The 26,858-nt window shown below is 64.1% G+C and carries 22 protein-coding genes, 1 pseudogene and 1 riboswitch; of the genes and pseudogenes, 5 read left to right on the top strand and 18 right to left on the bottom strand.

All coding sequences use genetic code 11. The annotated features are described in order from the left end of the window. The first annotated feature begins 100 nt into the window (after positions 1-100). Positions 101-1,330 carry a flavodoxin-dependent (E)-4-hydroxy-3-methylbut-2-enyl-diphosphate synthase gene (gene ispG / locus IPL75_05395; protein ID MBK9239689.1) on the top strand — a complete coding sequence of 410 codons (1,230 nt, stop codon included), beginning with the start codon at positions 101-103 and terminating at the stop codon, positions 1,328-1,330. 43 nt (positions 1,331-1,373) lie between these two features. After that, positions 1,374-4,241 carry a S9 family peptidase gene (locus IPL75_05390; protein ID MBK9239688.1) on the top strand — a complete coding sequence of 956 codons (2,868 nt, stop codon included), beginning with the start codon at positions 1,374-1,376 and terminating at the stop codon, positions 4,239-4,241. Here IPL75_05390 and IPL75_05385 read toward each other — a convergent pair whose 3' ends face one another. The 4 genes from IPL75_05385 to IPL75_05370 are packed head-to-tail and all read right to left on the bottom strand — an operon-like array spanning position 4,242 to position 9,134. Then, complete coding sequence (locus IPL75_05385) at positions 4,242-4,772, bottom strand: putative metal-dependent hydrolase (protein MBK9239687.1); 531 nt, start codon at positions 4,770-4,772, stop codon at positions 4,242-4,244. A 26-nt stretch (positions 4,773-4,798) separates the two neighbouring features. Then, positions 4,799-6,598: a M2 family metallopeptidase gene (locus tag IPL75_05380; GenBank protein MBK9239686.1), complete on the bottom strand. Its 1,800-nt coding sequence runs from the start codon at positions 6,596-6,598 to the stop codon at positions 4,799-4,801. Beyond that, complete coding sequence (locus IPL75_05375; protein MBK9239685.1) at positions 6,595-7,959, bottom strand: MATE family efflux transporter; 1,365 nt, start codon at positions 7,957-7,959, stop codon at positions 6,595-6,597. The genes IPL75_05380 and IPL75_05375 overlap by 4 nt, the downstream gene beginning before the upstream one ends. Beyond that, complete coding sequence (locus IPL75_05370; GenBank protein ID MBK9239684.1) at positions 7,956-9,134, bottom strand: hypothetical protein; 1,179 nt, start codon at positions 9,132-9,134, stop codon at positions 7,956-7,958. Before IPL75_05370 ends, IPL75_05375 begins: the two co-directional genes overlap by 4 nt. A gap of 43 nt (positions 9,135-9,177) precedes the next feature. On the opposite strand from IPL75_05370, the gene IPL75_05365 reads away from it, so the two are divergent. Together IPL75_05365 and IPL75_05360 are read left to right on the top strand one after the other, a co-directional pair. After that, positions 9,178-10,164, top strand: coding sequence for a hypothetical protein (locus IPL75_05365; protein ID MBK9239683.1), 987 nt, complete (start codon positions 9,178-9,180; stop codon positions 10,162-10,164). Further along, positions 10,161-11,930, top strand: coding sequence for an amidase (locus IPL75_05360; GenBank protein ID MBK9239682.1), 1,770 nt, complete (start codon positions 10,161-10,163; stop codon positions 11,928-11,930). The genes IPL75_05365 and IPL75_05360 overlap by 4 nt, the downstream gene beginning before the upstream one ends. A 73-nt stretch (positions 11,931-12,003) precedes the next feature. Here the strand turns inward: IPL75_05360 and IPL75_05355 are convergent, their stop codons facing one another. The 12 genes from IPL75_05355 to IPL75_05300 all read right to left on the bottom strand — a co-directional run bounded on the left by IPL75_05355 (position 12,004) and on the right by IPL75_05300 (position 24,501). After that, the gene (locus IPL75_05355) at positions 12,004-13,890 is read right to left on the bottom strand and encodes a carboxypeptidase regulatory-like domain-containing protein (GenBank protein MBK9239681.1); all 1,887 of its coding nucleotides are present in this window, start codon (positions 13,888-13,890) and stop codon (positions 12,004-12,006) included. A gap of 66 nt (positions 13,891-13,956) precedes the next feature. After that, positions 13,957-15,834: a polysaccharide biosynthesis/export family protein gene (locus IPL75_05350; GenBank protein ID MBK9239680.1), complete on the bottom strand. Its 1,878-nt coding sequence runs from the start codon at positions 15,832-15,834 to the stop codon at positions 13,957-13,959. Next, positions 15,831-16,217 carry a BlaI/MecI/CopY family transcriptional regulator gene (locus tag IPL75_05345; GenBank protein MBK9239679.1) on the bottom strand — a complete coding sequence of 129 codons (387 nt, stop codon included), beginning with the start codon at positions 16,215-16,217 and terminating at the stop codon, positions 15,831-15,833. Before IPL75_05345 ends, IPL75_05350 begins: the two co-directional genes overlap by 4 nt. A gap of 67 nt (positions 16,218-16,284) precedes the next feature. Next, positions 16,285-16,809 carry a peptidylprolyl isomerase gene (locus IPL75_05340; protein MBK9239678.1) on the bottom strand — a complete coding sequence of 175 codons (525 nt, stop codon included), beginning with the start codon at positions 16,807-16,809 and terminating at the stop codon, positions 16,285-16,287. Positions 16,810-16,815: 6 nt separating this feature from the next. Continuing rightward, the gene (locus IPL75_05335; GenBank protein MBK9239677.1) at positions 16,816-18,378 is read right to left on the bottom strand and encodes a hypothetical protein; all 1,563 of its coding nucleotides are present in this window, start codon (positions 18,376-18,378) and stop codon (positions 16,816-16,818) included. A gap of 56 nt (positions 18,379-18,434) precedes the next feature. Then, positions 18,435-19,610: a PLP-dependent transferase gene (locus tag IPL75_05330; protein MBK9239676.1), complete on the bottom strand. Its 1,176-nt coding sequence runs from the start codon at positions 19,608-19,610 to the stop codon at positions 18,435-18,437. A 92-nt stretch (positions 19,611-19,702) separates the two neighbouring features. Further along, positions 19,703-20,428 (bottom strand): hypothetical protein, encoded by a 726-nt coding sequence (locus IPL75_05325; protein ID MBK9239675.1) that lies wholly within the window; start codon positions 20,426-20,428, stop codon positions 19,703-19,705. Continuing rightward, positions 20,421-21,683 (bottom strand): homoserine dehydrogenase, encoded by a 1,263-nt coding sequence (locus IPL75_05320; GenBank protein MBK9239674.1) that lies wholly within the window; start codon positions 21,681-21,683, stop codon positions 20,421-20,423. Before IPL75_05320 ends, IPL75_05325 begins: the two co-directional genes overlap by 8 nt. Before the next feature lie 83 nt (positions 21,684-21,766). Further along, positions 21,767-21,868, bottom strand: a riboswitch (SAM riboswitch). Positions 21,869-22,010: 142 nt separating this feature from the next. After that, positions 22,011-23,183, bottom strand: coding sequence for a hypothetical protein (locus tag IPL75_05315; GenBank protein ID MBK9239673.1), 1,173 nt, complete (start codon positions 23,181-23,183; stop codon positions 22,011-22,013). Then, positions 23,180-23,671 carry a VOC family protein gene (locus tag IPL75_05310; GenBank protein ID MBK9239672.1) on the bottom strand — a complete coding sequence of 164 codons (492 nt, stop codon included), beginning with the start codon at positions 23,669-23,671 and terminating at the stop codon, positions 23,180-23,182. The genes IPL75_05315 and IPL75_05310 overlap by 4 nt, the downstream gene beginning before the upstream one ends. Beyond that, positions 23,671-23,892: a hypothetical protein gene (locus IPL75_05305; GenBank protein ID MBK9239671.1), complete on the bottom strand. Its 222-nt coding sequence runs from the start codon at positions 23,890-23,892 to the stop codon at positions 23,671-23,673. Before IPL75_05305 ends, IPL75_05310 begins: the two co-directional genes overlap by 1 nt. A gap of 105 nt (positions 23,893-23,997) precedes the next feature. Then, positions 23,998-24,501 (bottom strand): fasciclin domain-containing protein, encoded by a 504-nt coding sequence (locus tag IPL75_05300; GenBank protein ID MBK9239670.1) that lies wholly within the window; start codon positions 24,499-24,501, stop codon positions 23,998-24,000. A gap of 170 nt (positions 24,502-24,671) precedes the next feature. On the opposite strand from IPL75_05300, the pseudogene IPL75_05295 reads away from it, so the two are divergent. Continuing rightward, positions 24,672-25,255 (top strand): annotated as a pseudogene (locus IPL75_05295) (cupin domain-containing protein). Positions 25,256-25,318: 63 nt separating this feature from the next. Here IPL75_05295 and IPL75_05290 read toward each other — a convergent pair. Next, positions 25,319-26,344 (bottom strand): bifunctional transcriptional activator/DNA repair protein Ada, encoded by a 1,026-nt coding sequence (locus IPL75_05290; protein MBK9239669.1) that lies wholly within the window; start codon positions 26,342-26,344, stop codon positions 25,319-25,321. Positions 26,345-26,466: 122 nt separating this feature from the next. Further along, positions 26,467-26,826, bottom strand: coding sequence for a hypothetical protein (locus tag IPL75_05285; GenBank protein ID MBK9239668.1), 360 nt, complete (start codon positions 26,824-26,826; stop codon positions 26,467-26,469). Positions 26,827-26,858 lie beyond the last annotated feature (32 nt).

Here is a 26,858-nt window from a genome sequence, read left to right as displayed (position 1 = left end):
CATACACACCACCCCAACTCATTCTATCGGCCCCTCAGCTGGAGCCCATCATCCCTTGTGACTCCGGTGAACACGGGCTGGCCGTCGTATGATCATTTTCATGGCCATTCCGGTTCGGCTGCACAAGACATTCGGCGTGCGCGTGGGTAACGTCCAGGTCGGCGGCGGCGCCCCCATCGTGGTGCAGAGCATGACGATGACCGATACGAGCGATGCGGCGGCCACGGCGCGCCAGTGTGTGGAGCTGGCCGAAGCCGGCTCCGAGATGGTGCGCATCACCGTCAACACGCCGGAAGCCGCCGCCGCGGTGCCCGAGATCAAGCAGCGCATGATCGACGCCGGCTGTACGGCGCCGCTCATTGGAGACTTCCACTACAACGGCCACCAATTGCTGACCCGGCAGCCCGGCGCGGCCTCGGCTCTGGACAAATACCGCATCAATCCCGGCAACGTCGGCACCGGTCGCCGGCGCGACGAGCAGTTCTCCACCATCTGCCAGGTCGCGGTCGATCACCAGAGACCGGTGCGCATCGGCGTGAACGGCGGGTCCCTGAATCAGGAACTCGTGATGGCGAAGATGCAGGAGAACACAGACCGCAATCTCGGCAAGTCGTCCGAGGACATCGTGAACGAATGCATGGTGCTGTCGGCGCTGCAGTCCACGGAACTGGCGCTCGACTGCGGCCTTCGCACCGACCAGATCATCATCTCGTGCAAAGTGTCGCGGCCGCGCGATTTGATCAGCGTGTATCGCGATCTGGCGCGCAAGACCCATCAGCCACTGCACCTGGGTCTCACTGAAGCCGGCATGGGGATCAAAGGCATTGCCTGGTCCGCCGCGGCGCTCGGCGTGCTGCTGGCGGAAGGGATCGGCGACACCATCCGTGTCTCGCTCACGCCGCGGCCCGATGGTGACCGGCGCGAGGAAGTCTACGCCGCCTGCGAAATCCTGCAGGCGCTGGGGCTCCGCGCGTTTTCACCTGCGATCACCGCCTGCCCTGGTTGCGGCCGCACCACGTCTACGACGTTCCAGGAACTGGCCGAACGCATCCAGGGCTACGTGCGAGAGATGATGCCCGTCTGGAAGACGCGGCACCCCGGCGTCGAGACGATGACGGTGGCGGTCATGGGCTGCGTCGTCAACGGCCCGGGCGAATCAAAGGCGGCCAACATCGGGATTTCGCTGCCCGGCACCGGCGAGTCGCCCAACTGCCCGATTTACATCGACGGCCAGCACGTGACCTCACTGCGGGGCACCTATAGCGAATTGGCCGTGGCGTTCCAGGCGCTCGTGGACGACTACGTGGCGCGCACGTATCCCACACCCTGAGCCCTGCGTTAGAATTCCCTCACGTCTTGCAAAGGGGAATGCCATGCGCCGGTCCGGGTTTATTGCCGCCTCGTTTATTGCGTTCGTTCTGGCCTCAACGGCCGCTCCCACTGCCCAGAACAAACCCACGCTCACGCCCGCCGATTACGACCAGTTCGAGAGCGTGACGCCCAGCGCCGCTCGCGGCGGTCTTTCTCCAAACGGCAAGTGGCTGGCGTACGGCATTACGCGCATCGGCGGGGACAACGAACTCCGGATCATTCCGGCCACCGGCGCCACCGCGTCAGACACCGCGCGCATCGTGCCTTTCGGGTCGGGAGCGTCATTCACGTTGAGCTCGGAATGGCTGGCCTACGGCATCGGCCAGTCGGAAGCCGAGCAGGAGCGGCTGCGCACGGCGCGGCAACCGATTCAGCGCAAGCTGGGCCTGCTCAATCTCGCCACAAAGACTGAGACCATCATCGACGGCATCGAGTCGTTTGCCTTTGATCGCACCGGCCAGTCGATCGCGATGAAACGTTATGCGCCGGCTCCGCCGGCCGGTGCCGCCAGCGGCGCACCCGCTACCGCACCAGCGCCACCGGCGGGCGGCCGTGGAGGCGCGCAGGCCGCGCCCGCAACAGCCATCGGCACCACCTTGTTGGTGCGCGACCTGAAGACGGGCGCCACGACGACGTTCGGCAACGTGTCGGAATACGCGTGGCAGCCTTCCGACAACGGCCACCTGCTGGCGATGGTCATCAGTGCCGAAGGCCAGGCGGGCAACGGCATTCATCTGTACAACCCCGCAACGTCGGTCCTCAGAGCACTCGACGCATCCGCGGCGGACTACTCGGGTCTGACCTGGCGGAACGACTCGGCCGACCTCGTCGCGCTGAAATCCAGGACCAACGAGAAGTACGACGGCCCGACGCAGGTGGTGATGGCGTGGACCTCGCTGGGACAGTCGAGTGAGAAAGCGCTGACGCTGGACCCTACCGCGGGCGCGCTGCCGATGTCGAAGCGCCTCGTCACGTTCCGCCGGCCGTCTTGGCTCGAAACGGGCGCGAATGACGGCGCGATGATCCTGCTGGGCGTGGCCGACTGGACGCCGAAGCCGGCGGCACCCGAAGGAGGCCGGGGCGGCCGGGGCTCGGCCGCGGTCCCGGAAAAAGCGGACGTCGATGTCTGGCACTGGAACGACACCACCGTCATGTCCGCGCAGAAGCTGAGCGTCGCCGCTGATCGGCGTCGCAACCTCCCTGCTGTCTGGAATCTCGCCACTGGCCAGCTTGTGGTGGTCGGCAAAACGTTCGACGAACAGGTCACACCCATTCGCGCCACCAGGCTCGCAATCGTCTCTGAATTCACGCCGTACTTGATGGACCGATCAATCGGACGGCCGGCATCGGACGTGCAGGTGGTGGATCTCACCACCGGCATACGCACACCTCTCAAGACCCGCGCGACGAGCGGCCTGCAGGTCAGCCCTGCCGGCAAGTACGCCATCTACTCTGAGGGCGGCCACTACTGGACGATCAACCTCACCACCAAGGCGGTCACGAACATCACGAAAGGCGCGAAGACGTCCTTCGTCGATTTGGACTCCGACAGCACCGCCCCCGAGAAGCCCATGTTCGGCGTTGCCGGCTGGACGAAAGACGATGCGTCGGTCGTGATCAATGACGCATTCGATTTGTGGAAAGTGTCGCCGGATGGCCAGACCGCGGTGAAACTCACCTCGGGCGCAGCGTCGCAAGTGCGTCACCGCTATCTGCGCGTCGATGCGGCCGGCTTCGGAGCCCCAGCCGAGCCAGTGGATCTTGAGAGTGGCTTCCTGTCGCTGTTCGGCACGCGCACCAAGAAATCGGGCTATGGACGCTTCACCTCCGGCGCCGGCGGCGCGGTGACGCAGTTGGTCTGGCTCGACAAGAGCGTGACCGGCCTCGCAAAGGCCGAAAACGCGGACGTCTTCAGCTACACCGTTCAGGGGTCTGATGACTCGCCGGACCTCTTCGTCGGCGGCGCCGACCTGGCAAAGGCCATCCAGGTCACCACGACGAATCCGTTCCTCTCGAAGTACGCGTGGGGCCGTACGGAACTGGTGAGCTACGAGGTGCAGCCGAAGGGCCAACCGAAGATGACGCTCCAGGGTTCGCTCTATTACCCGGCGAATTACGAGCCCGGCAAGAAGTACCCGATGGTGGTCTACCTCTACGAAAAGCTTTCGGACGGCCTGCACCAGTTCAGCAATCCGTCCGAGCGCAGCTACTACAACGGTACTGCCCTCACGCAGCAGGGCTACTTCTACTTCCAGCCCGACATCGTGTTTCAGCCACGCGAGCCCGGCGTCTCAGTCGTGGAGTGCGTCACGGCTGCGGTAAAGAAGGTCATCGACATGGGCGTGGTGGATGCGGCCAAGGTTGGCGTGATGGGCCACTCGTGGGGTGGGTTCGACGCCATGTATCTGGCGACGCATTCGAAGATTTTTGCGGCGGCGATCTCGGGCGCGGGCATCTCGAACCTCATCAGCAACTACGGCAACGGCCACTGGAGTTCGGGCATCGCCGAGACCGATCACATCGAGACCGGGCAGCAGCGCATGGTGGTGCCGCTCTACGAAGACTTGCAGGCCTACATCAGGAACTCAGCCGTGTTCGGCATCTCCACGATGACCACGCCCCTGTTGCTGATGACCGGCGACAACGACGGCACCGTCTACTGGCACCAGTCGGTGGAGCTCTACAACATCGCACGGCGAGCAAAGAAGAACGTGGTCATGCTGGTCTACAACAACGAAGACCACGGCCTGCGGGTGAAGAAGAACCAGGTGGACTACCATCGCCGCATCGGTGCCTGGTTCGCCCACTATCTCAAGGGCGAACCGGCGCCGACGTGGATCACAGCGGGCGTCCCGGCGATTCTGCGTTAACTACCAGCCCATCCGTTCGCGCATCTTCAGGATCTGCACGGTGTGGTGATTGCCGTGCCACGCGTACAACCCGAGCAAGTCGCCCAGGCTCATCGGGCCGCGCTCAGGGTGCTGAATCGTCCTGTCGAACGCCGATGCGTCGAGTGATCGCAGCAGCTGCGCCCAGCGGGCGTGCAGACCTTCGATGATCGACATTGAACACGCGATGGGCGCGTCTCTACTGTCTGGCGTTTCCGCCCAGGTCTGCTCCTCGTAGGGCTTGATCGTGGGATTGGTTTCCGTGATGCCCAGTTTGAGGCGGATGAATGCATTCATGTGGCTGTCGGCCAGGTGGTGCACGATCTGGCGCGGGCTCCATCCACCGGGTCGATACGGAGTGTCGAGCTGCGCCTCTGTGAGTCCGGTGAGGGCGATGCTCAACGCCGACGGAACACCGGCCACCGCCGCGATCAGGGCCTCCCGTGTGGCAGCGTCAGGGTTCGGCACTTTCACCCACTTGCCCGTCGGGTATCTCAATTCCTCAATCGTCATCATCAGTTCCCCAGTTCCCCAGTTCCCTACCATCCTACCGGTGTGCCCTTGAGTTGCGCGTCAAGCCATGTTTTGAGCGGCGCGAAGTAGTCCACGATCGCGGTGGCATCCATCTGGCGCGATCCGGCCAGGGCGTCGAGCGCGTCGGGCCACGGTTTTGACAGCCCCATCTTCATCATGGCATCCAGACGCCTGCCAGCGTCTGCACTGTTGTAAATCGAACATCTGTGGAGCGGCGACGTGCATCCAGCGGTTTTGGACAATTCGCGATGGAACTGGAACTGCAGGATGTGGGCAAGGAAGTACCGGGTATAGGGCGTGTTCCCCGGCACGTGATACTTCGCGCCCGGATCAAAATATTCCTCGCCCCGTGCCGAGGCCGGCGCGACGCCCTGGTACTTGAGCCGCAATGCCCACCACGCCTTGTTGTAGTCGGCCGGAGCGATCTGCCCGGAGAACACCTGCCATCTCCACTGATCCACCAGCAGGCTGAAGGGCAGGAAGGCCACCTTTTCGAGCGCACGCCCCATGAGCAGACCGAGGTCTCGCGATGCATCAGGCGCCTTGTCGATCAGGCCGATCTTGACGAGGTACTCGGGCGTGATGGACAACGCAATCGTGTCGCCGATGGCTTCGTGGAACCCATCGTTGGCGCTGTCACGATAAATCGTCGGCAGGGCCTTGTACGCGCGCTGGTAGTAGTTGTGCCCAAGCTCGTGATGGATCGTCGAAAAGTCTTCATCGGTCGCATCGATGCACATCTTGATGCGCAAGTCGTCTTCGTAGTCCACGTCCCAGGCGCTGGCGTGGCACACCACATCACGGTCCTGCGGCTTGGTGAACAAGGACCGCGTCCAGAACGTGCCGGGCATCGGTGCCAGGCCGAGCGACGAATAGAATCGCTCACCCATCTTGACCATGTCCACGGCCGACGCTTTCCTGCCCTTGAGGATGTCGGACAACGAGTACCCGGGATCCGCGCTCCCCGGCGAGACGAGCCCATACACATTCGACCAATCCTGTGCCCAGATATTGCCTAACAGGTGGGCCGGGATAGGGCCGTCGGCAGGAACGACGTCGCCATATTTTTCCCGCAGTTTGAGACGCACGTACGCGTGCAGCGACTCATACAGCGGCCGGACCTGCTGCCATAGGCGGTCGAGTTCCTTCGTGAAGTCATCGGCGGGCATGTCGTACTTCATCCGCCACATGGCTCCGGTATCGGCGAAGCCGAGTTCGCGCGCACCCTTGTTTCCCAGTTCCACAAATCGGGTGTAGTCAGACCGCATCGGCGTCGAGATGGTGTGCCAGCCCTCCCAGACGGCGCGAAGTCGGGCTTCATCACGCGAGGTGGCCATGATGTCGGTGATCTGTTCGATGTCGAGGCACTCCGACGGTTTCGCCGCGTCCTGGCACCATCGGCCTTTGCCGTACGTGCCTTCCAGGCCTGCAGCAATCGTGGTCAGTTCCGCTGCCTCCTGCGGGTTGCCTGGAGTGACCAGCACCAATGACACTTTCAGCAGATCCAGTTGGCGCCGTGCATCCGGAGAAACGTTCACACCGTCGTACTTGACGGCGTCCTTGGCAAACCGCGCGATCGCCTCGATGTACTTCTGATTCGCCCGGGCGTTCAGGCTTTCCGTGTCGTCGTTGATGTAGGTGGAGTACACCCAGCCTGCCTGCCCCGCGTCGCGACCGAGGGCCAGCATGGTCTCATTCATGTCCTTGAGAAACGCCTCCGCTTCAGCCACCGTTGGCGCGGGCGTGCCGCACGCCGAGATCGACAGACATGCCGTCCACAGTGCAATCCAGACTCTTTGCCTCATGATGCCTCCACGAACGTGGTCGCACGACTCTTGACATGCCAGACCATCAACAGGGATCCGCCGATGAGAATGAGTCCCACCGACAACCCGGCCCACAAGCCCGCCACGCCCCATCCGCGATTGAAACACAGCACGTAGCCAATGGGTAGCCCGATTGCCCAGTGCCCCACCAAGTTCAGCACCATCGGGGTGCGGGTGTCGCCGAGGCCCCGCAAGGCTCCGGTGGCCACCGTCTGCAGGCCGTCGAACAACTGAAACACCGAGCAAATGAACAGCAGCACGATGCCGACGTCGACGACGGTGGCGTCGGTGGAATAGACCCTGATGAGGGCGGCGGGGACCGTCAGAAACAGCACTGCGGCACCAGTCATGACCGCGGATGCCAGACCCAGCGCGGCCCAACCGGCGCGCCGAACGCCAAGCGCATCGCGACGCCCCACCGCCTGCCCCACCCTCACAGCCGCCGCCGATCCGATCCCGTAGGGAATCATGAAGATGAACCCGGCGATATTGAGCACCACCTGATTCGCGGCGGATGCCAGCGGCCCAATCCTGGCCGCAAGCGCCGACGCAGCGGCAAACACACCCACCTCAAGCGTGATCTGCATCGCCGCCGGCCACCCCAGCTGAAACAACCGCCACACGCGGCGACCTTCCCATTTGAACGGCACATCGTGCAGGCCCGATGGTGTGCCGCGCTCGTTGTAAAAAATGATGCCCAGCAAGCTGACCGCCAGCACCACGCGGGATACCACAGTCGCGTACGCGGCGCCGGCCACGCCCATGGCCGGCATTCCCATGTTGCCGAAGATGAGCGCCCAATTCACGAACGCATTCATGACGTTGGCAGCGACCAGCGCCACCATGATGGGGCGCACGAGATTCATCGCCTGCAGGTATCTCCTGAAGACGACGTACGCCAGCAACGGCGGCGCCGACCACACAAGGTGCGTCATGTAGGACGTGAGTTCTCCCAGCAGTTCGGGATGAAAGCCGACAGCCGGCAGCAATGCCAGGCCCGCGACGGATGCCGCCATCAGGGCCACTGACAGAAGCGTGGCCAGTTGCACGCCTGCGAACAGCCAACGATGGCACTCATCGATCCGGCCGGCGCCAAAGCTCTGCGAGACAAACGTGTCGAGCGCCAGCAGAGTGCCGAACCCGAACACCATCAGCGTCATGAAGAGGATGCTGCCGGTGCCGACAGCGCCGATGGCCGCCGGGCCGAGGGGTCCCACCATGACGGTGTCCACCAGGCTCATGGTGAACCAGCCCATTTCCGCCAGCACCACAGGCACCGCCAGCGTCGTCATCGATCGGACCTCGACGCGCGAGGCCTCCGACAGCAGGACGGGCATCACCGCACAGCGGTCATCATGATTTCAACCAACGCGTTGCGGCTGACCAGGCGTGTCCCCACGGTGGCCCTGGCGGGTGGGGCGCTCGGGAAGAACTCGCGATACACCCCGTTCATCGTCGCAAACTGCGTGAGGTCCGTGAGGTACACCGTGCTGTCTGCCACATCGGCGAACGACAGGCCGGCCGTGGTCAAAGTCCGTGAAATCCTGGTCATGAGTTCCCGCGTCTGCGCAGCCGGATCGCCCATGTTCGCGTCCGTGTTGCCCAGCACACCGGAGAGGAACACGCGGTTGCCGGCCCGCACGGCCGTGGAAAGCGGCAGGCTCGGCGAGACGACGGCGCCCAGGACTTCCTTCTCGCCTCGTGTGGCAACGAGCGTGACCTCTACCAGGAAGTCATTGCCCATCAGGCGGGCCACCGCCGTCGCTCGCGCAGGCGGCTCCTTCGGAAAATAGGTTCGGTAGGTGTTATTCATCGCGTCGAACACCACGTCGTCTGTAATGAAGACGCGCGACTGCACGACATCTTCCAGACCAACACCCGCGGTCTTCAGAAGTGTGGCCGCGTTATCGAGGATCGTCGTGGTCTGAACGTCGACCGCACCGGGCACGAGCGCGTCATCAACGCCCCGGCGCGAAACGAGGCCAGACAAAAACACCAGGTCATCGGTGCGGACGATGTAGGAATACGGGCGGGGGGATTTGATCCACCCTGCCGGATGGAGAACCTCACGCGTGGCTCCTTTGGGGACTGCGATCGCCGCAATCTCCACCAGCGCGCCGTTCAGAAGGTCGGCCACGACCGTGGTCCGGACCGGTGGGCTCTCGCGGAAGTAGTCACGGTAGGTCGCGTTGAGCGCCTCGAAGTCGCCCGGGTTCTTCAGGAACACTGATACGCTGACCGTCTGGCCCAGAGAAGAGCCTGCGGCCTCGAGGATCTCGGTCATCCGATCGAGGATGCGCCGGGTTTGCGACGCCACGTCGGGTCCCACCATTTGGCCGTCGGCGCCGGTGCCGAGCAGGCCCGACACATAGACCAGTCCACCGGCGACCACCGCCGGGCTGTACGGCCCAATCGGGGGCGCTCCTGCCGTAATCGCCCGTCGCTGTTCCATCGTGTGTGCTCCCTGACCTGCCAGCATCGCGAGCCCGACCGCCACTGTGACCAAGTGTCTCATTTGCCCCCCGCTGCCATAGAATAGCCCCGTTGGGAGGACTGTCATGTCACGAAAGAAGTTGAGTTGCGCATTTGTAGTTCTGAGTCTGCTGTCGGCCGTCGCGTTTGTACCGGCGCTGCATGCCGACGTCAAGAAGCGCGAGAAGACGGTGCTGAAGTTCGAGGGCATGCTGGGCCGCGTGATGGGCATGGCGGGCGGATCTGCCATGAAGGATGGGCTGACGTCCACCGTGGCGGTGAAGGGCAACCGCAAGGCCACGCTGAACGATCAGACCGGACAGATCATCGACCTCTCGGAAGAGAAGATCTACGACATCGACTTCAAGAAAAAAGAATACCGTGTGATGACGTTCGACCAGCTGCGCGCGCAGATCAAGAAAGCGCAGGCCGACGCAGCCAAGGCGGCTAAGGACATGCCCGCCGAGAACCGCGACGAACTCGATCAGCCGGGAAAAGAAGTTGAAGTCAGTTTCGACGTGAAGGCCACCGGCCAAACCCGTACCATTGCGGGCCACCCGGCCAAGCAGGTGATCGTCACCATCACAGCCCATGAGAAGGGGAAGACGCTTGAAGAAGGCGGCGGCATGGTGATGACCAATGAAACCTGGGTGGGCCCGCGCATCCCCGCCTTGAATGAAGTGGCGCTTTTTGATGCGAAGTTCATCAAAGCCGTCTACGGAGACAGCATTGGGGCGATGGCACAGCAGTTCGCCGGCATGGCCGCGATGTATCCGAGTTTGCAGAAGATCATGGCGCAGACCGAAGAGCAAATGAAGAAGCTCGATGGCACGCCGCTGCTCCTCGTGCAGAAGACCGAGACGGTGAAGAGCACGGCAGCGATGGCCGAGGCTCCGGCGGCGCCGGCCAGCGGCGGCGGACTGAGCGGAGCGCTGGCTCGCCGCATGATGGGCAACAAGAAACCCGAACAGCGGAGCCTGCTCTATACCTCCACGAGCGAGACGCTTTCAATCGACCCCGCTGCATCCGACCTTGATGTGGCCCTGCCGACCGGACTGAAAGAGAAAAAATGAGCGAGACCAAGACTCGGCGCGCATTTCTGAAGGCGGTCCCGGTGGCTGTGGCTGGTGCCGTGGCCACAAAGACGTTTGCGCAGCAGGCCGCCGTGGGACCGATCTCACGTGAGACGGTGGATTGTGCGGAGGCCATCACCGGACTCGATTTCCACACCGCTGAAGAGGAAGCGATCGCGCGCGGCCTGAACGCCAACCTCTCCACCTATCAGCAGTTGCGGCAGATCGAGATTCCGCACGACACGGAAGTGGCGCTGACCTTTCGGCCATACCTTCCCGGCGAAAAGCCCAAAGGGCCGGCCACGCCTGGGCGGGTCGTGCGCTACGCCAAACCAGCGGTGGGGTCGATCAAGCGGCCAGCCAACCTTGAGGATGTGGCCTTCTGGCCGGTCACAAAACTCGCCGCGTTGCTCGAGCGCAAACTGGTGTCGTCCACTGAGTTGACGCAGATGTACCTCGCGAGGCTGAAGCGCTACCAGCCCACGCTCCTCTTCGCCGTCACGATCACCGAGGAACTGGCCCTGCAGCAGGCCTCTGAAGCGGACAAGGCTATCGCGTCGGGCAAGTACAAGGGCCCGCTTCACGGCATTCCCTGGGGAGCGAAGGACCTGTTGGCCACCAAGGGCATCGCCACCACCTTTGGTGCCGAACCCTACATGAACCAGGTGCCCGACTATGACGCCACCGTGGTGGAGCGCCTGCGCGATGCGGGCGCGGTGCTCGTGGCAAAACTCACGATGGGCGCGCTGGCGCAGGGCGACCAGTGGTTTGGTGGTCGCACGCGCAATCCCTGGAATCCGCAGGGCGGCGCCAGTGGGTCGTCGGCAGGGCCAGGATCAGCCACCGCCGCCGGTTGCGTCGGCTTCTCCATCGGCACCGAAACCCGCGGCTCGATCATCTCGCCGACGTCCGTCAACGGCGTCGTAGGCCTTCGGCCGACGTACGGTCGCGTGAGCCGTTACGGCGCGATGGAGTTGTCGTGGACCATGGACAAGATCGGACCCATGTGCCGCAGCGTCGAAGACTGCGTGCTGGTGTTGAATGCCATCTACGGTCCTGATGGCCGGGATGAGAGCGTGGCGGACGCCTCGTTCACCTGGAATGCGGACGCACCGCTGGCGGGGTACCGCATCGGCTATGTGCGCAGCGACTTCGAGGCAGCGGCTGCCGGACGAGGCGCCGGGCGCGGCGCCGGCGGTGGGGGTGGTCGAGGGGGCGGCGCGAACGCGGCCCAGCAGCAGGCCGCGGCCGCCGAACGACTGAAGAACCTCCAGGACGCCATGGCCACCCTTCAGAAACTGGGCGCCAAACTCGAACCGGTGGATCTGCCCGACTATCCCGCCAACGCACTGGGCTTTGTGTTGAGTGTGGAAGCCGCCGCGGCATTTGACGACCTGACCAGGTCTCGCGGCACAGACCTGATGACCGCCAGCAACAGCACGTGGGGCGCGACATTCCGCTCCGCGCGCTTCGTGCCGGCCGTGGAGTACCTGCGCGCACAGCGGATCCGTACGCTCCTGATGCGTGAGTGGGACACGTTCATGGACAAACACGACGCGTTCATCTCATCGAACAACGCGGGGCTGGCGGCCACGAACCTGACGGGCCATCCGGCAATCGCGCTCAAGTGCGGCTTTGCCAACAACCTGCCGCAGCCGCTGATGGTGACCGGCCGGCTCTACGACGAAGCCACCATCTGCCGTATCGCGCACGCGTATGAACAAGCGACGGAGTGGAAGGACCGCCACCCCACGCTGCCGGCGTAAGGGATTGCACTGATGGAGGCCGGGTCTTTAGACCCGGCGAAATTGCCGGACCTGAAGGTCCGGCCTCCGTACGTTAAGAACCCGAGCTCACCCGAAGATTCTGAATCACGGGCTGCCCGTCGATCAGGCGCACCGAGACCGACGCCTGCTGCAACTGTTGCAGCAGCGCCGGATCGTACCAGGCACCAGGTTCCACGTCGGTGACCGCGGCCAGGCGATACTCTCCGGCTGGAAGACCCATGAACCCGAATTTGCCGTCGGTGGACGGCCGTGCCGAACGTACGCGTCGTGAGAGCGGCACCCAGTACCGGTTGTCGGCCGGAAAAATGATCACGGTGAAGTCGGCGGTGGGCTGTCCGGTCTGGCTCTGCAACATCCCCTTGAGATCGGTGCCCTTGTCACCAAATGTCGCGACGACGCTTGAGACGTTCTCTCCGGGTTTCACGTCAACCCAGAAGTCGAGAGTGTCACGTCCATCGACCATGACGGACTTCAAGCTCCAGCCCGCCAGACTGGACGCACGAATGCGGTACTGCCCCGGCCCAACGCCCGCGAGCGTGAACCGTCCATTGGCGTCAGCGCTGACGTTGAGTGTGCTCACGCCGCTCGATTGCATCGCCAGGCCGTGCGGCGACAATGTCAGACGAACCTGGTTGAGGCGTGGCGGCAACGGCGCCGTGCCGTCAAACGCCACGCTACCACTCACGGTCATGCCCTCCTGCAGTGAGAGCGCCACACTCGGCGAGTAGCCGCCATCTACCGTGACCTCGGCCAGCGCCCACAGCCGGGGGCCGCCACCGGACATCTGCATGTCCATGTCCATCTGCATCTGCACTTCCCGTGGAAGCGACTGAGCGCCCGGCGGCACGGGTGGCACCGGCGGACGCGCCACTGGAACAGTCACCGTGGCGCTGACCTCGTATTGCCCAGGCGGCACCGACGTGATTGTGAACGTGCCATTGCGGTCGGGCCGCGCCGAGAACTGCGCCTGGCCCGGCGTGGGCGACGTGCGGTCAACAAGGCGCACCTGCACGCTGGCCACGTTGACGTTGCTGGGCACAGTGACCTGGCCGGTCACCCGGGACAGGGGCACCCGCTGCAACTGGAAATCGATGCCGAGCAGCTCCTGACTCACGCCGATCTTCACAGACTGGGCGGTGCCGGCCTGGGCAGTGCCGGGATAGTAGACAGCGGCGTATCCAGAAACGGGGTCGTTGGTGGTGTTCGGCGTGGCCATGTCGCGCGCCAACCGTTCGATGTCGACCGGAGACGCCAGTCCCATGCGGGTCAGTTCCTCCATCCGCTGCAGACTCTGCAGGTCCTCACTCGTCACCATGGTCGTTGAGGTGTTGCGGGGAACGGCGTTCACGAGGTACTCACCAGGGGCCAACCCGAATACGCGGTACATGCCCCGATCATCGGTGGTCGACGTTCCCGCGGAATTCAACACCCGCTCTCCCGACTGCATCGACCACTGCATCACGCGAACGGTGGTGCTGACGGCCGGTCGGCTTTTTTCGTCGTAGATGATGCCGGAGATGACACCGCCCTTTGGAACCTCAAGCGAGACGTCCTTCAGTTGCTGTCCCACGGCGAGCACAATCGGCGTGCCCGGACGCCCTGGAGCCTTCTGGCCGAACGTGGCGCTGACGTAGCCCGTCTTCGCCGCCCGAAGCGTGTACGTGCCTGGCGGCAGTGCCAGGAACGCAAACTTGCCGTTGTCGTCACTCAAGGCAGAGCGTGTGCCGCGCAGTTCGGCGCCTGACAGCGTGAGCCTCACGCCATCGGCCGGTTGTCCACCGCTGCCGGTGACCACCGTTCCCATGATCAACGCAGTGGCTGGCGCCTGGGCCTGGGCCTGCGTATCGCGACCGGCCTGTGGCGGCGGCACCACCTGACCGAAGGTGGGCACCGCCCCAATCAGGGCCAGCACCGCGACCACCCGAAGTCTCATCGTCATCGCTCCCCTCGTCAGCATAGCCGTTAGACGGACGAGGGGAGCGCCTGGATTGGTGCGCAGGAGACGCTAGCGGCCCCGCGCGCGCCTCACGGAGACGGTGACCGACGGATTCTGGGCGAGCCCCTTGTCCGCGATCAACTTCTGGATCACCGACTGAACTTGACTGGCCGTGGACCCCTGCACTCGAATGCTGCCGAGAAACGGAAACCGGATGGCACCGTCGGCGCTCACCGTGAACGCTGTGGGCAGGTCAGGCTCACCCGCGACCGCGATCGTCAGGCGATCCTGAGCCTGCACAATGGCATCCGGGTCGAGTGTCGCCATGGCCCGGAGTTCGACGGTCATGCGCTCGGTGTCCGCACCCGCCCGCGACACCCCGACCTCACGTTGGTGGATATCGTGAAGCGCCCTGGCTGCTTGAACCTCCAGCCGCGTCCCCTCCACTCGCAGTTCCGCTGCCGCAACGGCATCCCTGGTTGAAAGTCCCTTGTCGGCCAGTTCCTTCTGTCGGGCCACAGTCATCACTTCCTGACGCAGGCGGAGTTCAAGCGAGGCGAGTTCCGCGCCGGCGACCGTGCGCTCACCCTCAGCCCGCAATTCCCGCAGACGTCGAGACACTTCGGTGAGATTGGCTTCTATCTCACGTTGTCTGGCATCGCTGACCTGCTCACGTCGTCTGGCATCGCTAGCCTGCCCCGGGGTGCTCACGCCCGCCTGCCCGCCCACCGGCTGCACGCTGCGCCTCATCACTGGCGTTGGTCTTGGCGCCACCACACCCACGGGCTGGCGCGCGACGACGCGTCGCTCGCTTTGAACACCAACGGGAGGCACCGCTGTCGGCGCGACACGCACCGAAGGCCGGCGGGGCGCCTGCACAACCACTGGCGCCACCGTGGGCGGCGCGACCGGGACGACGGGAGCCTGCTCAACAACGGCAACCGGAGGCGCGGTCACGGGTGGAACAGCCTGAGCGTCCCAGGCCTGGGGAGCAACAAACGAGACAACGAGGAGAATTGGGAACATGGCCATCCAGCCTCCTTTGGCTGATGAGTGAGACGTGGGTTCAACAAGACGACGAACGCGGTCGCGAAGAGAGCCTCCGGTGGCGGCAAGCGCCAACCGGGGCGGCGCCATCGATGCCAGCGCCGAGAGTGCAGACACGTAGGTGAGGCGGTCGCACACGCCCACGGCGATGTCGTCGCAGCACTGTTCGCGCTGCCGGCGCACCTCACGCGACATCCACCACACAGCCGGGTGATAAAAGCAGATCGTTTCAACGGCCGACTGGAGGAGATTCACGAGGTAGTCGTGACGCCGAATGTGCGCGAACTCGTGCGCCAGCAGCGCTTCAAGTTGCGCGAGCGGCAGTGCGGCCAGAACGGCCGCAGGCAGGACGATGACCGGACGCAGCCACCCGATCATGATCGGAACCGCCACCGACGCCGACACGCACACGCGCACCGCACGGCGCACGTTCAGGCGCGACGCCACCTGCGCGGCCAGGTGTTGCAATTCGGCGCCAACCGGCGTCAGAGTCTGCGTGGCCATTCGGCGAGCCACGGCCCAGCCGCCTATCAGCCGCAACGACAACACGGCCACACCCAGACCCCAGAAACCCAGAATCCAGGTGGTTGGTAGACGGAACGTGCGCGCGGGCACCTCGCTCGCAGTTGTGATCGCAACTCCTGGGTCCGCGACCGTGTTGTGCTCTTGCGCCGGCGCGACCGCGGAGCGTGTTCTGGTGTCTGCCATCACCGGCTCACCCGTCGTCACAGCAACGAACGTCAGTGCCGGCGCCGCCAGCATCGCCACCATCGTTGTTATGCCGATGGCGTACCGAATCGAGGGAGTCTTCGCCAGGCGAATAAGGAGGCCACCCGTGATGCCGAGCAGCGCGCCCTGCCAGATGAAATGGACCAGCGCGAGAGCCAGGGCGTCTTTCATCGCTTCTTCCCCTTGTAGTCGGCGATGAGGCGTTCGATGTCCCTGAGTTCCGCAGCAGACGTGGGGTGCGAACTGAGCGCCTGCATCACGAGTGTGGCGGCAGAACCGCCGAACGCGCGGTCAAGCAGGTCACTGACGAGGCGCCGCTGCGTCAGGTCACGCGAGGCTTTGGCTTCGTAGATGTGTGTGCGTGCCGACTCATCGCGAGAGACCAGGCCCTTCTCGGCCATGATCTGCATGAGCTTCAGCGTTGTGGTGTAACCGGTCTCGCGCGCATCGGCCAGCGCCTCGAAGACCTGTCGGACCGTGGAAGGGCCGCGGTCCCACAGCACCTGGAGGATCGCCAGTTCCGCATCAGTCGGTCGCGCCCGGAGTTGAGCCATGCCCACATCATACGAATGTATTCGTAGATGTCAACGAATATCTTCGTAGATGTCCGGTTCCGGAATCTCAGATTCTTTCGACTGTGACTTTGTTCATCACGATCGGGGTGCGGGGCCTGTCCTGGCCATCAGTCGCTGTGCGGCCGATCGCATGAATCACGTCGAGGCCTTCAACAACCTTGCCAAACACCGAGTGACGCCGATCGAGATGTGGCGTTGCCGCAAGTGTGATGAAGAACTGGCTGCCGTTGGTGTTGGGCCCGGCGTTGGCCATCGAGAGCACACCGGCCTGATCGTGGCGGAGGTCGGGGTGGAACTCGTCGGCGAACTGGAAACCGGGGCCTCCGTAGCCCATGCCAAGCGGGTCACCGCCCTGAATCATGAAGCCTTCGATGACGCGGTGAAAGACGATGCCGTCGTAGTAGGGCTTGTCCTTGTGCGTCTCCCCCGTCTTGGGGTGTTTCCACTCTTTGGTGCCCTGGATCAGTCCGGCAAAAATGCCGACCGTGGCCGGGACTTTGTCTTCAAAGAGCTCGACGGTGAAATTGCCGAGGGTGGTCTCAAACTTCGCGTACAGGCCGGGTTTCAACATAGAAGGTCATTGTAGCTGCGTCCGGCTATCAAAATTTCCCCCAAACTTCCCAATGATGAGCTTGCGGAGTTCAGCGGCTTTTGACGCGAGGACGGCATCGGCAGGAATGCGATCGATCCATTTGAGGGCCGTTTCAGACTGGCCGGCGCGGGCGAACGCGTTGGCCGCATTCAGAATCGCGGCCCACTGCTGGTCGCGGTCCTCTTTGATGACGGCCTCGAACCCGGCGATCTGGCTGGCCTTGAACTCCTCTTCGAAGTCCGACTTGCGCATGACGTCCAACCGGGCGGCTGCGTCGTTGGCGGAACTTTCATAACACGCCGCGCTTGCCCCGAACCTCGCGGCTCCGTCCGACCAGGCTTCCTTCTTGAACGTGACCAGGCCCAGGTACCAGTGCGCGATGCATTGCCCCAGGTCCATTCGCAGCGCTTCGTTCAGGTCGCGTTCGGCCGGCACCAGATCGTTCTGGTCGTACTTGATGACTCCACCCAGCGTCAGCACCTGCACGTTGACCATCATCGAGCGCGCCTTCTCGATATCGGCGCGGGCCTGGTCAAGCTCAAGGCGACGATGGTGGTTCCAGGCGCGCCAGTAGTAGCCGTCGGCCAGGTTGTAATAACCGCGATCGATGACGCGGGTGGCGCCTTCAATGGCTGGAACGAACTGCCCCACGTGTCCGAGGCAGACGACGCGTTGCAGCGCAGCGTCTTCATGCCGTTCCTTCAGGGCGATGGTGTCTTCATAGAACCTGACGGCCCGGGTGCAGTCCCCGACAATCTGGTACATCGCTCCCATTGCGTAGGTCACAGACGACGAGCGGGGAAACGCATCGTAGGCATTGGCCAGCGCTTCGCGCGACTGCTTCACCCAGGCGGCGGTGATGACCTGTGGCCGCCGGCGGCCGATGAACAGGCCCGCCTCGACGAACGTCGGCGTTTCGGTCAACAACTCTTCCAACACGGCGTTCCGGGGTACCGGGCAGGTGCCCATGCGGTATTTCACGAGCGGCGGTGTGCCCGCGGGGACGGGAACCTCGTCGCTCATCGCGTCGCGGCGGTTCGCGAAGTTCGCCAGACAATCCAGGCTCGCCGAGAGGTACGTGCGGAAGGGCGCGCTGGCCTCACCGGCGGTCAACCCACTTCTGAGTTCTTTCAACCTGGCCGATGCCGGGGCACGCTGCATGAACGGCGACAGTTCGGTGCGGGGTGTGCCACCAAGATCCGGCGGAATCATTTCTGCCAGATCCACGTATGGCAGGCCCACGTACGTCGGTGGCAACTCGGCGGCTAGCGCGCGTGCCTTCCCGAAGGCCTGGCTGCTGTCGAGTGCCAGTTCCCGTTCGCGCAAGCCGATCAGCACATAGGTTTCGAACAGCCGGGCGACCACCAGGGGCCGCGCCTTGCCGACGGCGATACGCTCGAAGACGTCTCGCGCTTCGATCAGGCATCGATAACAACCCTCAAGCACACGCGTCTGGGCCTGGACCAGACTCAGCTCATCGGCCTTCTTGATGGGCGCCGACGCGCACCCGGCCGACACCAGCAGCAATAGGACGCCCAACTTGCGCATGCGGTATTGGACACCAGAATTGCTTGTCGGGGTCCAGGGGTCCAGGGGTCCAGGGGTCAGCGCACCGTGGCCAGCTCGGCGACCTCGACGAGCGCGTCGAGCTTCGATTTCAGGTCGGCCACCAGGTCCCTGGGGTGTTCCACCCCAGGCGACAGCCGAATCAGGGAGTCTGACAGGCCGAGTTCGGCGCGTGTCTCAGCCGGAATCGACGCATGGGTCATCTTGCACGGCAGGCACACCAGTGACCGAACGCCGCCAAGGCTTTCACCGAGCGCAAAGTACGTGAGCGACGACACAAACGCGGACGCGTCCTCCACCGTGCCGTCGAGCTCGAACGACACCATGCCGCCAAAGCCGGTCATCTGCCGTTTCGCGATCTCATGCCCAGGATGACTCGCGAGCCCCGGATAGTAGACGCGTTTGACCTTGGGATGCGCAGTCAGCACGTCTGCAATGGCCGCGGCATTTTGCGCGTGACGCTCCATGCGCAGCTCCAGCGTCTTGACGCCACGCAACGTGAGCCAGCAGTCGAACGGACTCGGCACTCCACCGAGTGCGTTCTGCAGGAACTTCACAGGCTCGAAGACGCCGGCGTCCTTCGCGATGACGGCGCCCTGGATCACATCAAGATGCCCGGCCAGGTACTTCGTCACGCTCTGGATGACAAGGTCCGCACCAAGTGACAAGGGTTGCTGGAAGTACGGCGTGGCGAAGGTGTTGTCCACCACCACGATCGCGCCGGCTGCATGGGCGATTCGCGCGACGGCCGCGATGTCGTACACCAGCAGGCGCGGATTGGTGGGTGATTCGAGCCAGACAATCTTCGGCCGCGCAGCGACGGCACGTTCGAGGGCGGCGAGGTCACTGAAGTCCACCCGGCGCACCACAACGCCGAGCGGCTCGAACACCTTGTCGAGCAGCCTGAACGTGCCCCCATACACGTCGACCGGCACGACGATCGTGTCCCCCGGCTTCAGGTACGCCTGCAGGATGGCATTCTCGGCCGCGAGGCCCGACCCGAAGACCGCGCAACGAGTGCCCCCTTCAAGATCGGCCAGCACGCCCTCGAGCCGTTGCCTCGTGGGATTCGATGTGCGCGTGTAGTCAAACCCGAGATGTTCACCGGGTCCTGGTTGCTGATACGTGGTCGTCTGGAAAATCGGCGCCACAATGGCCCCGGTGTTCGGTTCTGACGGTTGTCCTGCATGAATCGTACGTGTCCCAAATTCCATCTGTCTGACTCCTCGAGAAAAGACGTCGGGTGTCTTTTTGCATAAACGAACACTTTTCAAAAAGACACCCGACGTCTTTTTTCTTGCTGGCCTTACGCCACCCATGTCCCGAGGCTGTCGAAGCTCCGAACGATGAGCGGCAAGTGGGAGCGGCGGGCGTGATCGATGGCCTGCCGCTGAACGAGGGGACAGCCGGCATCGGCCATCTCCAGCGCGGTGGTGTAGTCGAGTGCGTCAATCAGCGCCGCACCAGGCGTCGTCTGCGGATCGGCGGTGAAATATCCGGGCACGTCCTTGATGAGTTCGCATCGTGAGGCGCGAAGGGCGGCCGCGAGCGCCACCGCCGACCAGTCGGAACCACCTCGCCCAAGCGTCACCACCTGCTGCCGGCACGTGGCCAGAAACCCGGGCACCACCACCACATCGTGGCGTCCAAGCGCCGCGCGCAACGGCAGTGGATTGAACACAAGGCCATCCACGCCAGCCGACGCGCGTCCTTCCACTCGCAGTCCGGTCTCATGCACGTTGAGCCCGGTGGCCGACAATCCCGTTGCCCTCAGGGCCAGGGTCAACAGCGCGACTGACCGCAATTCGCCCGTCGACCACAACAAATCCCTCGCATCGTCATCCACGTGGTCGGTCACCGATTGGGCCTCGCGCCACAACACATCGGTGTGCCCGAACTCCGCGGAGACCACGGCCACGAGCCGGGCGTGTGTGCGAGCGACCTCGTCACGCAGGAACAACGCGGCACGCTTGTAGGAATCGGGACCGTTCAGGACCGACCCGCCCAGCTTCAGTACGGCGACATCAGCCACGAGCCACCTCCACCACCGGCCACCACACCACGCGCACGCCCGTCGCCTCAATCGCGTCAACGGCCGCGCACAGCGCCGCATACGTGGTGGACGCAGTCACCACTGCATGGCGACGGCCGTCACCGGCCAGCGCAATGGCCGGCAGGTGGTTCGCGGCCAGGAACTCTGCCAGTTCACCGGCGCTTGACGTGACGTGATCGAGTGCCAGATACCAGGCACCAGAACGGGGAACTCGCAGTCGGTGTGCGACGGGCGCTGAGGCTTCAGGCGCAGGCAACGCACGGGGAGCCCGACCGGCCGCGGCTTCAACGACGTCATCGAGTACGGTGAGCGCAGTGACGGCCGGGCCGGCGCCGGGACCTGAGAACAAGACAGCGGATGCGCCGCGACCGACGGACAGGATGTTCGTCACGCCCTCCACCTGGGCAAACGGGTGTGACGCGGGCACAAACGCCGGCCCAACCCAACCCCCGGCCTCCTGACCGGTGTCGGCCAACGCGACAGGCTTAATCACCCCGCCGAGACGACGAGCGAACTCGATATGCCAGGTCTCAAGGCCATCGATTCCCCGTCTGGGGAGATCGCTTGTCGCCACATCTGTGTGGCCGGCCAGATGCAGCAGGATGGTGAGTTTCTCGGCTGCATCGCGACCGCTGATATCCGCGTCACTCGACGGCTCGGCGTAACCGCGCGCCACTGCCTCCACAAGGGCGTCCTCGAACGAACGACCCCGCGCCATGTCTGACAGGATGAAATGAGAAGTCCCGTTGACGATCCCGGCCCACGCTCCCCCGCCCGATGCGAGCGGTCGGCGGGCAAGGGTGTTCACGCACGGCACGCCCGCCAGCACCGACGCCTCGAAGTAGAGCGACGTGCCGTGTGCGGCCGCCAGCGCCTGCAGCTCCACGCCGTGTGCGGCCATCAGGGACTTGTTCGCGGTGACAACGGGAATGCCTGCCGACAACGTACGGGCCACGAGTGTGCGCGCGGGCTCGACGCCGCCAAGCACCTCCACGACCACGTCGAACTCATACTTACTCCACAGGTCCGGATCGTTTGTCAGCGGTACGTCTGCCACAGCCCTCGGGCGTCTCGGGTCGCGCACAAGCGCGGCGACACACGTGAGCGACAGGCCCGCTTCCGACAGCCGGTCGTCAGACGCCGTCAGCGCCTGCACGACGGCCTGCCCAACACCGCCGCACCCCAATAAACCAATGCGCACTTCCTTGACGACCACGCTCTGCAAGACACTCACGGACACACCCTTCCCCTCTCATCACAAGCTCATCAGGCAACCTGGGAACGAGCGTGACTGCCGACGCGGACGCGTGCGGCCTCGTTTTATCTCCCCCGGTTTCGGGCAGGAATTAGCACCTGGGCGATGGCGCCTGGTTGCTGTGGTGTCGTCGGGCCTGATCCCTCAACCACTCGCGATAAAGGCTCACCACATGGGTGAGCAAGAGGAGATTATTATTAACATCTACGAATGTCAATACGTAGATGACATATTTTGTCCAGGGTCCAGAGTCCAGGGTCCAGGGGCTTGCCTCGCCGTAGCGCGGGAGCGCGGAGGCGGGTCCGGCTAGCGCGCGGAGGCGCGGAGGAAGATGTGCCAGGAGACGGGACGGCCGTAGCTGTCGCGGAGATTGCGCGAGACGTGGTGCAGCGTCACATCTCCGCCCATCGCGAGCCTCGTGCGTTTCAGATTCGCGAGGCTCCGTTCGTACCCAAGAGTCAGAGCTGCGACTGACGATGGTCGGTGGCGCTCAAGTCCGGTGTCCCTGGCGAAGTCGAAGTCGACCAGGATGAACCGGTCCACGATCTCTGTGCGGCCGTAGACCGTGTCACGCGCGGTGACGTCGCGCCGGCCCTCGAGCAGCCAGCCGGTCTCTGTGTGATCGGTGCGATCGTTGCGCCCCCATGCGGCCAGCCACGCGGTGCGTCGTCCATCGGGGCGGGCGCGATCGTATTCGAGCGATGCCGTCGTTCGCACAACGTCTCCCGGTTCGCTCACTTCGGGATCGTTGACCGCGGCGGATGAAACTTGCGCTCGCCAGGCGCCCCGCTCCCACGCCAGGCGGCCGGAGACCGAATCAAGTGGTCCCAGATCGAGGCGCAGTCGATCTTCATCAGGCTCGCGACCGTGGAACACAGACGCGTCCATCGTCCACTGCGATCGCCGGACGCCGGCACTGATGACGCCGTGCGTGATGTGAGCAGAATCGAGCATGTGGTGCGACAGCGGCGCAGTCGGGTTCGGCCCCGAAGATGCGCGGTGCATGAAAGCGAAAGGACCCAGGGCAATCGCGCCGACGGGACCACCGCTGAGAAACACCGTGGTCTGTTCGGTGGTCGCCCAGTCCAGGCGTCCCTCAAGTGCCATCACCAGATCGTGCGGATGCTGGTAATCAAGCAACGGTGCGTCGTCCAGCGTTTCGCCCACCTGAAGGACCTGGGCGGAGCCCAGGCGCCGCAGGGTCCAGGGCTCGGCCGACAGCATGGTGTGAAACGTCAGTCGCGCGCGGCCCGACTGACGGGTCAGAGAGACCATGCCCCAGTTCTGCGATTCGAGTTGGGTGAAGTCGCGGAACTTGCGGTCCTGCAGATTGAGGTTCAGGAACGCCTGGCCCTGAGCCGACCACGTCCAGCTGTCGGTGGCCACGGGCGTCGCGTGGTCGTGTTGGGCGAATGCGAATGCGGGGGTCAGCAGACACCCTGCAAGCGCGGCGGCTGCCCACGCGCCGCCGTGGATCACCCTTCCGCCTGCAGGCCGCGTACATCGAGCGCACGCGTGAACATCGTCAACTTCCCTTGATCGTCCAGGGGCCACTTGTCGCGGGGACGGTCCCAGTACAACTCGACGCCGTTGTCGTCGGGATCGCGAAGATAGAGTGCCTCGCTGACGCCGTGATCGGCGGCTCCATCAAGCGGAATGCCGGCCGCCTGCAGGCGGCGAAGGGCATCGGCCAGCAGCGCGCGGGTCGGATAGAGAATGGCCAGGTGATACAGGCCTGTGGAGCCCGGGGCCGGGGGTTGGCCACCGAGGCTCTCCCAGGTATTCAGGCCGATGTGATGGTGATAGTCACCGGCGGCGATAAACGCCGCACCCGGGCCGTAGCGCATCACCAGTTCGAAACCCAGCACCCCGCAGTAAAAGGCGAGGGCCCGATCCAGGTCGGCCACTTTCAAGTGCACATGGCCGATTCTGACGCCGGCATCGATGGGAGGGTTGTGAGTTGCCATCAGCGGGAATTCCTGTACATGACGTAGGCCATGATGCCGGCCGTCACGAGGAAGCTGAGATACGCGTACCGGCGGAGTGGGGGCCGGCGTTCGGCAGCGCGAAGAAAGAGCAGCCCGGATGCGAGCCCCGCGAGGCCAATCGACTCGAGCACCGCGCCCGTGCTGAATCGATACGCCGCTGCGCCAAGCGCGAGGATGATGACGAAGATCCGCGATACCACGAGCGCCTCCGGCCCGATGATACCCCGACAAAAAACGAGGCGGGCGGGAGTAACTCCCCGCCCGCCCCCAGTTCCCCAGTTCCCCAGTTCCCCAGTTCCTACTTCCTACTTCGGGAGAATGACCGAGTCGATCACGTGAATGACGCCGTTGGACGCCTTGATGTCGGTGGTCACGACTTTCGCGCCGTCAACGGTCACGGTGCCGCCCTTGACCACAATCTTCACCGACTGGCCGTTGACCGTCTTGGCCTCTTTGCCGTTCATCGTGACCACCTGTGCGGCCATGACCGAGCCCGGCACCACGTGATAGGTGAGAATCGCGATCAGCTTCGCCTTGTTCTCGGGCTTGAGGAGGTCCTCAACCGTGCCCTTCGGCAGCTTTGCGAACGCCGCGTCGGTCGGCGCGAACACCGTGAACGGTCCCGTGCCTTTCAGGGTCTCGATCAGGCCCGCGGCCTGAAGAGCCGCCGCCAGGGTCTTGAACGAACCGGCCGCCACCGCGGTGTCAACGATGTCCTTGGGCTGCTGCGCCTTCGCCACCGTGGAACCCGCCACCAACGCCACTGCCGCAACTGCGGCCACTGCCAACCGAACGAACTGTGTCTTCATAATCTTTGCTCCTGATGCTTACGTTTGACTGCGGCTTGCAGTCATCGCCGTTTCATCGTAGGTTAAATACGTTTAACTCGTGCGACACGGATGACGCTCGGAGCGAAGTCGAGTGAATGCTGTGAAAGTTACGCGCGGTTCTGTAACTGAAGAGAAAACAAGGTGCACCCATGTTGTCTGCCACACTGACCGAAGGACTGGAACGCTACGAGATCGGTCCAAAACTCCGCGTCCTGCGCCTCAAGAAGAAGATGGGCCTGGTCGAGTTGGGCAAACACACGGCGTTGTCAGCCGCGCTGCTCTCGAAGATCGAACGTGGCCGGCTGTTCCCCACGCTGCCGACCCTGCTGAGGATCCGCTGGTCTTCGGCGTGGGGCTTGAGTATTTCTTTACCGAGGCTCGCGACAAGCCCACCATCGCCGTGGTCCGGAAAGCCGATCGGGTCCGGTTTCCCGAACGCCCGGAAGGCCGGTCGTCCTACTCGTTTGAGTGCCTCGACTATCCTGCGCCGGAGCGCAAGATGAACGCGTACTTGGTGGAGTTTGAACCGGTAGAGGCCGGCTCGGTGCCGCCACATTCCCACTCCGGCGCGGAGGTGCTCTACGTGTTACAGGGACAGATGGCTGTGACGTACGAAGGCGTTGACCACGAGCTCAAGGCGGGCGACTCGATGTATTTCGACTCCGGACGTCCGCACGCCTACCGGCGCACGGGCCGCACACCCACATCCGCCGTCGTCGTCACCACGGCGTGAAGGAAAACGACCTCAGAGGTCGTTTCGTGGGGGCACTGGCGAAACGACCTCTGAGGTCGTTTTCTAGGCGCTCACTTTGCCGCGCTCGAGATGCAGCAGCCGGCGTTTGCGCCACAGGCCGCCACCATATCCGCCCAGCTCGCCACTCTTGTTGACTACGCGGTGGCAGGGGATCACGATGGCGATCCGGTTGAGTCCGTTGGCCCGCCCCACCGCGCGCACAGCCGCCCGGTTGCCCAGGGCCACGGCGACGTCCTCGTAAGAGCGAGTCTCGCCGTACGGAATCTCCAGCAACTCGGCCCACACGCGCTCCTCGAACGGCGTGCCTGGCGCCACGACCGGAACCGTGAACATTTCGAGAGTACCGGCGAAGTACGCGGCCAGTTCAGTACGCAGCAGGGTCAGGTGCGGGTGGTCGGACGGCACGAGCCCGGCCACGAATCGGCGGCGGACGGTTGCCAGCTGGGCCTCGAGCATCCGTCGGTCGGTAAATTCCAGGAGCACGACACCCGCGTCAGACGCGCCGGCAATCATCGGTCCCAGTGGTGTGTCGATCCATCCAAGATGCACCACACCGGACTGGGTGGCATCGCCGGGTGTGGCCCCGAAGGCCTTCGCGAACGCATCGCGAAATCCCGAATGTGATTCGTATCCCGCGTCAAACACCGCGTCATCCACGGTGCCGCCGTGTTTGATCGAATCGAGCGCGTGCGCCAGCCTCCTTGCCCGGCAGTAGGCCTGGAACGTCAGGCCGTATCGGGTCGCGAAGTAGCGGCGGACTCGGGCCGGGTCAAGTCCCATCGCCCTCAGATCCGCCTCGCGAATCCGTTCTCCCGGGTCAGACTCGATCCGAGCCATCAGTGCGGCCAGCCACGCTGGATGGTCGTCCCCGCCCTCGAGCGGACGGCACTTCAGGCACGCGCGATACCCCGCGAACAGCACTTCCTTCACCGTACCGAAGAATTCGATATTTTCGATTCGGGGCTTCTTCGCGGAGCATGACGGACGGCAGAAGATACCGGTGGTGCGGACGCCCGTATAAAACACGCCGTCGTACGAGGCGTCGCCGTGAAGAAATGCACGCTCCATCTCGCGGCGTGGTGGCAACGGCAAATCAAGCAGGGGAAACTCTGTGGCGTCCATGTCCGACATTGTCGGTCCGCACCGGCGGACCCCGCCACCGGAAAAACGACACCTAATTTGTGGCGGCTCTACGCGACCGGCTTCGAGATCCCGTTAATCGTCTCGAGCCACAGCGCGATTTGCTCGCGCGACCACCGATGGTCGTCATTGAGATGCACCAGCAGCGCCGCCAGGAAGATGCGCTTCTTGCAGCCTTCATGCGGGCACGGCTTCACGCGGTCCAGGCAGTCGAAAAACCAGTCGAGGTCGCGTGTCGGGTGAGACTTGCCCGGCTCAGCCGGCAGGCGGTACATCGCCTCGTACGCCGCGCCCAGCGCGCATGACGCGGTCTTGCCGGAGTAATACTCGCCAAACGCCTGATCCGGCCGCCGTTCAGCTCCGTGACGGATGAAATCCGCCAGTTCGCGCTCGTTGTGGTGAGCCTGCATGGGCGGAGTCTAGCACCGCCCACTGGCCAAGT

The sequence above is a fragment of the Acidobacteriota bacterium genome, assembly GCA_016716905.1.
In the GTDB taxonomy this organism is placed as follows: Bacteria; Acidobacteriota; Vicinamibacteria; order Vicinamibacterales; family SCN-69-37; genus SYFT01.
Note: the sequence above shows the minus strand (reverse complement) of the source record. Positions and strands in the feature narration are given on the sequence as shown.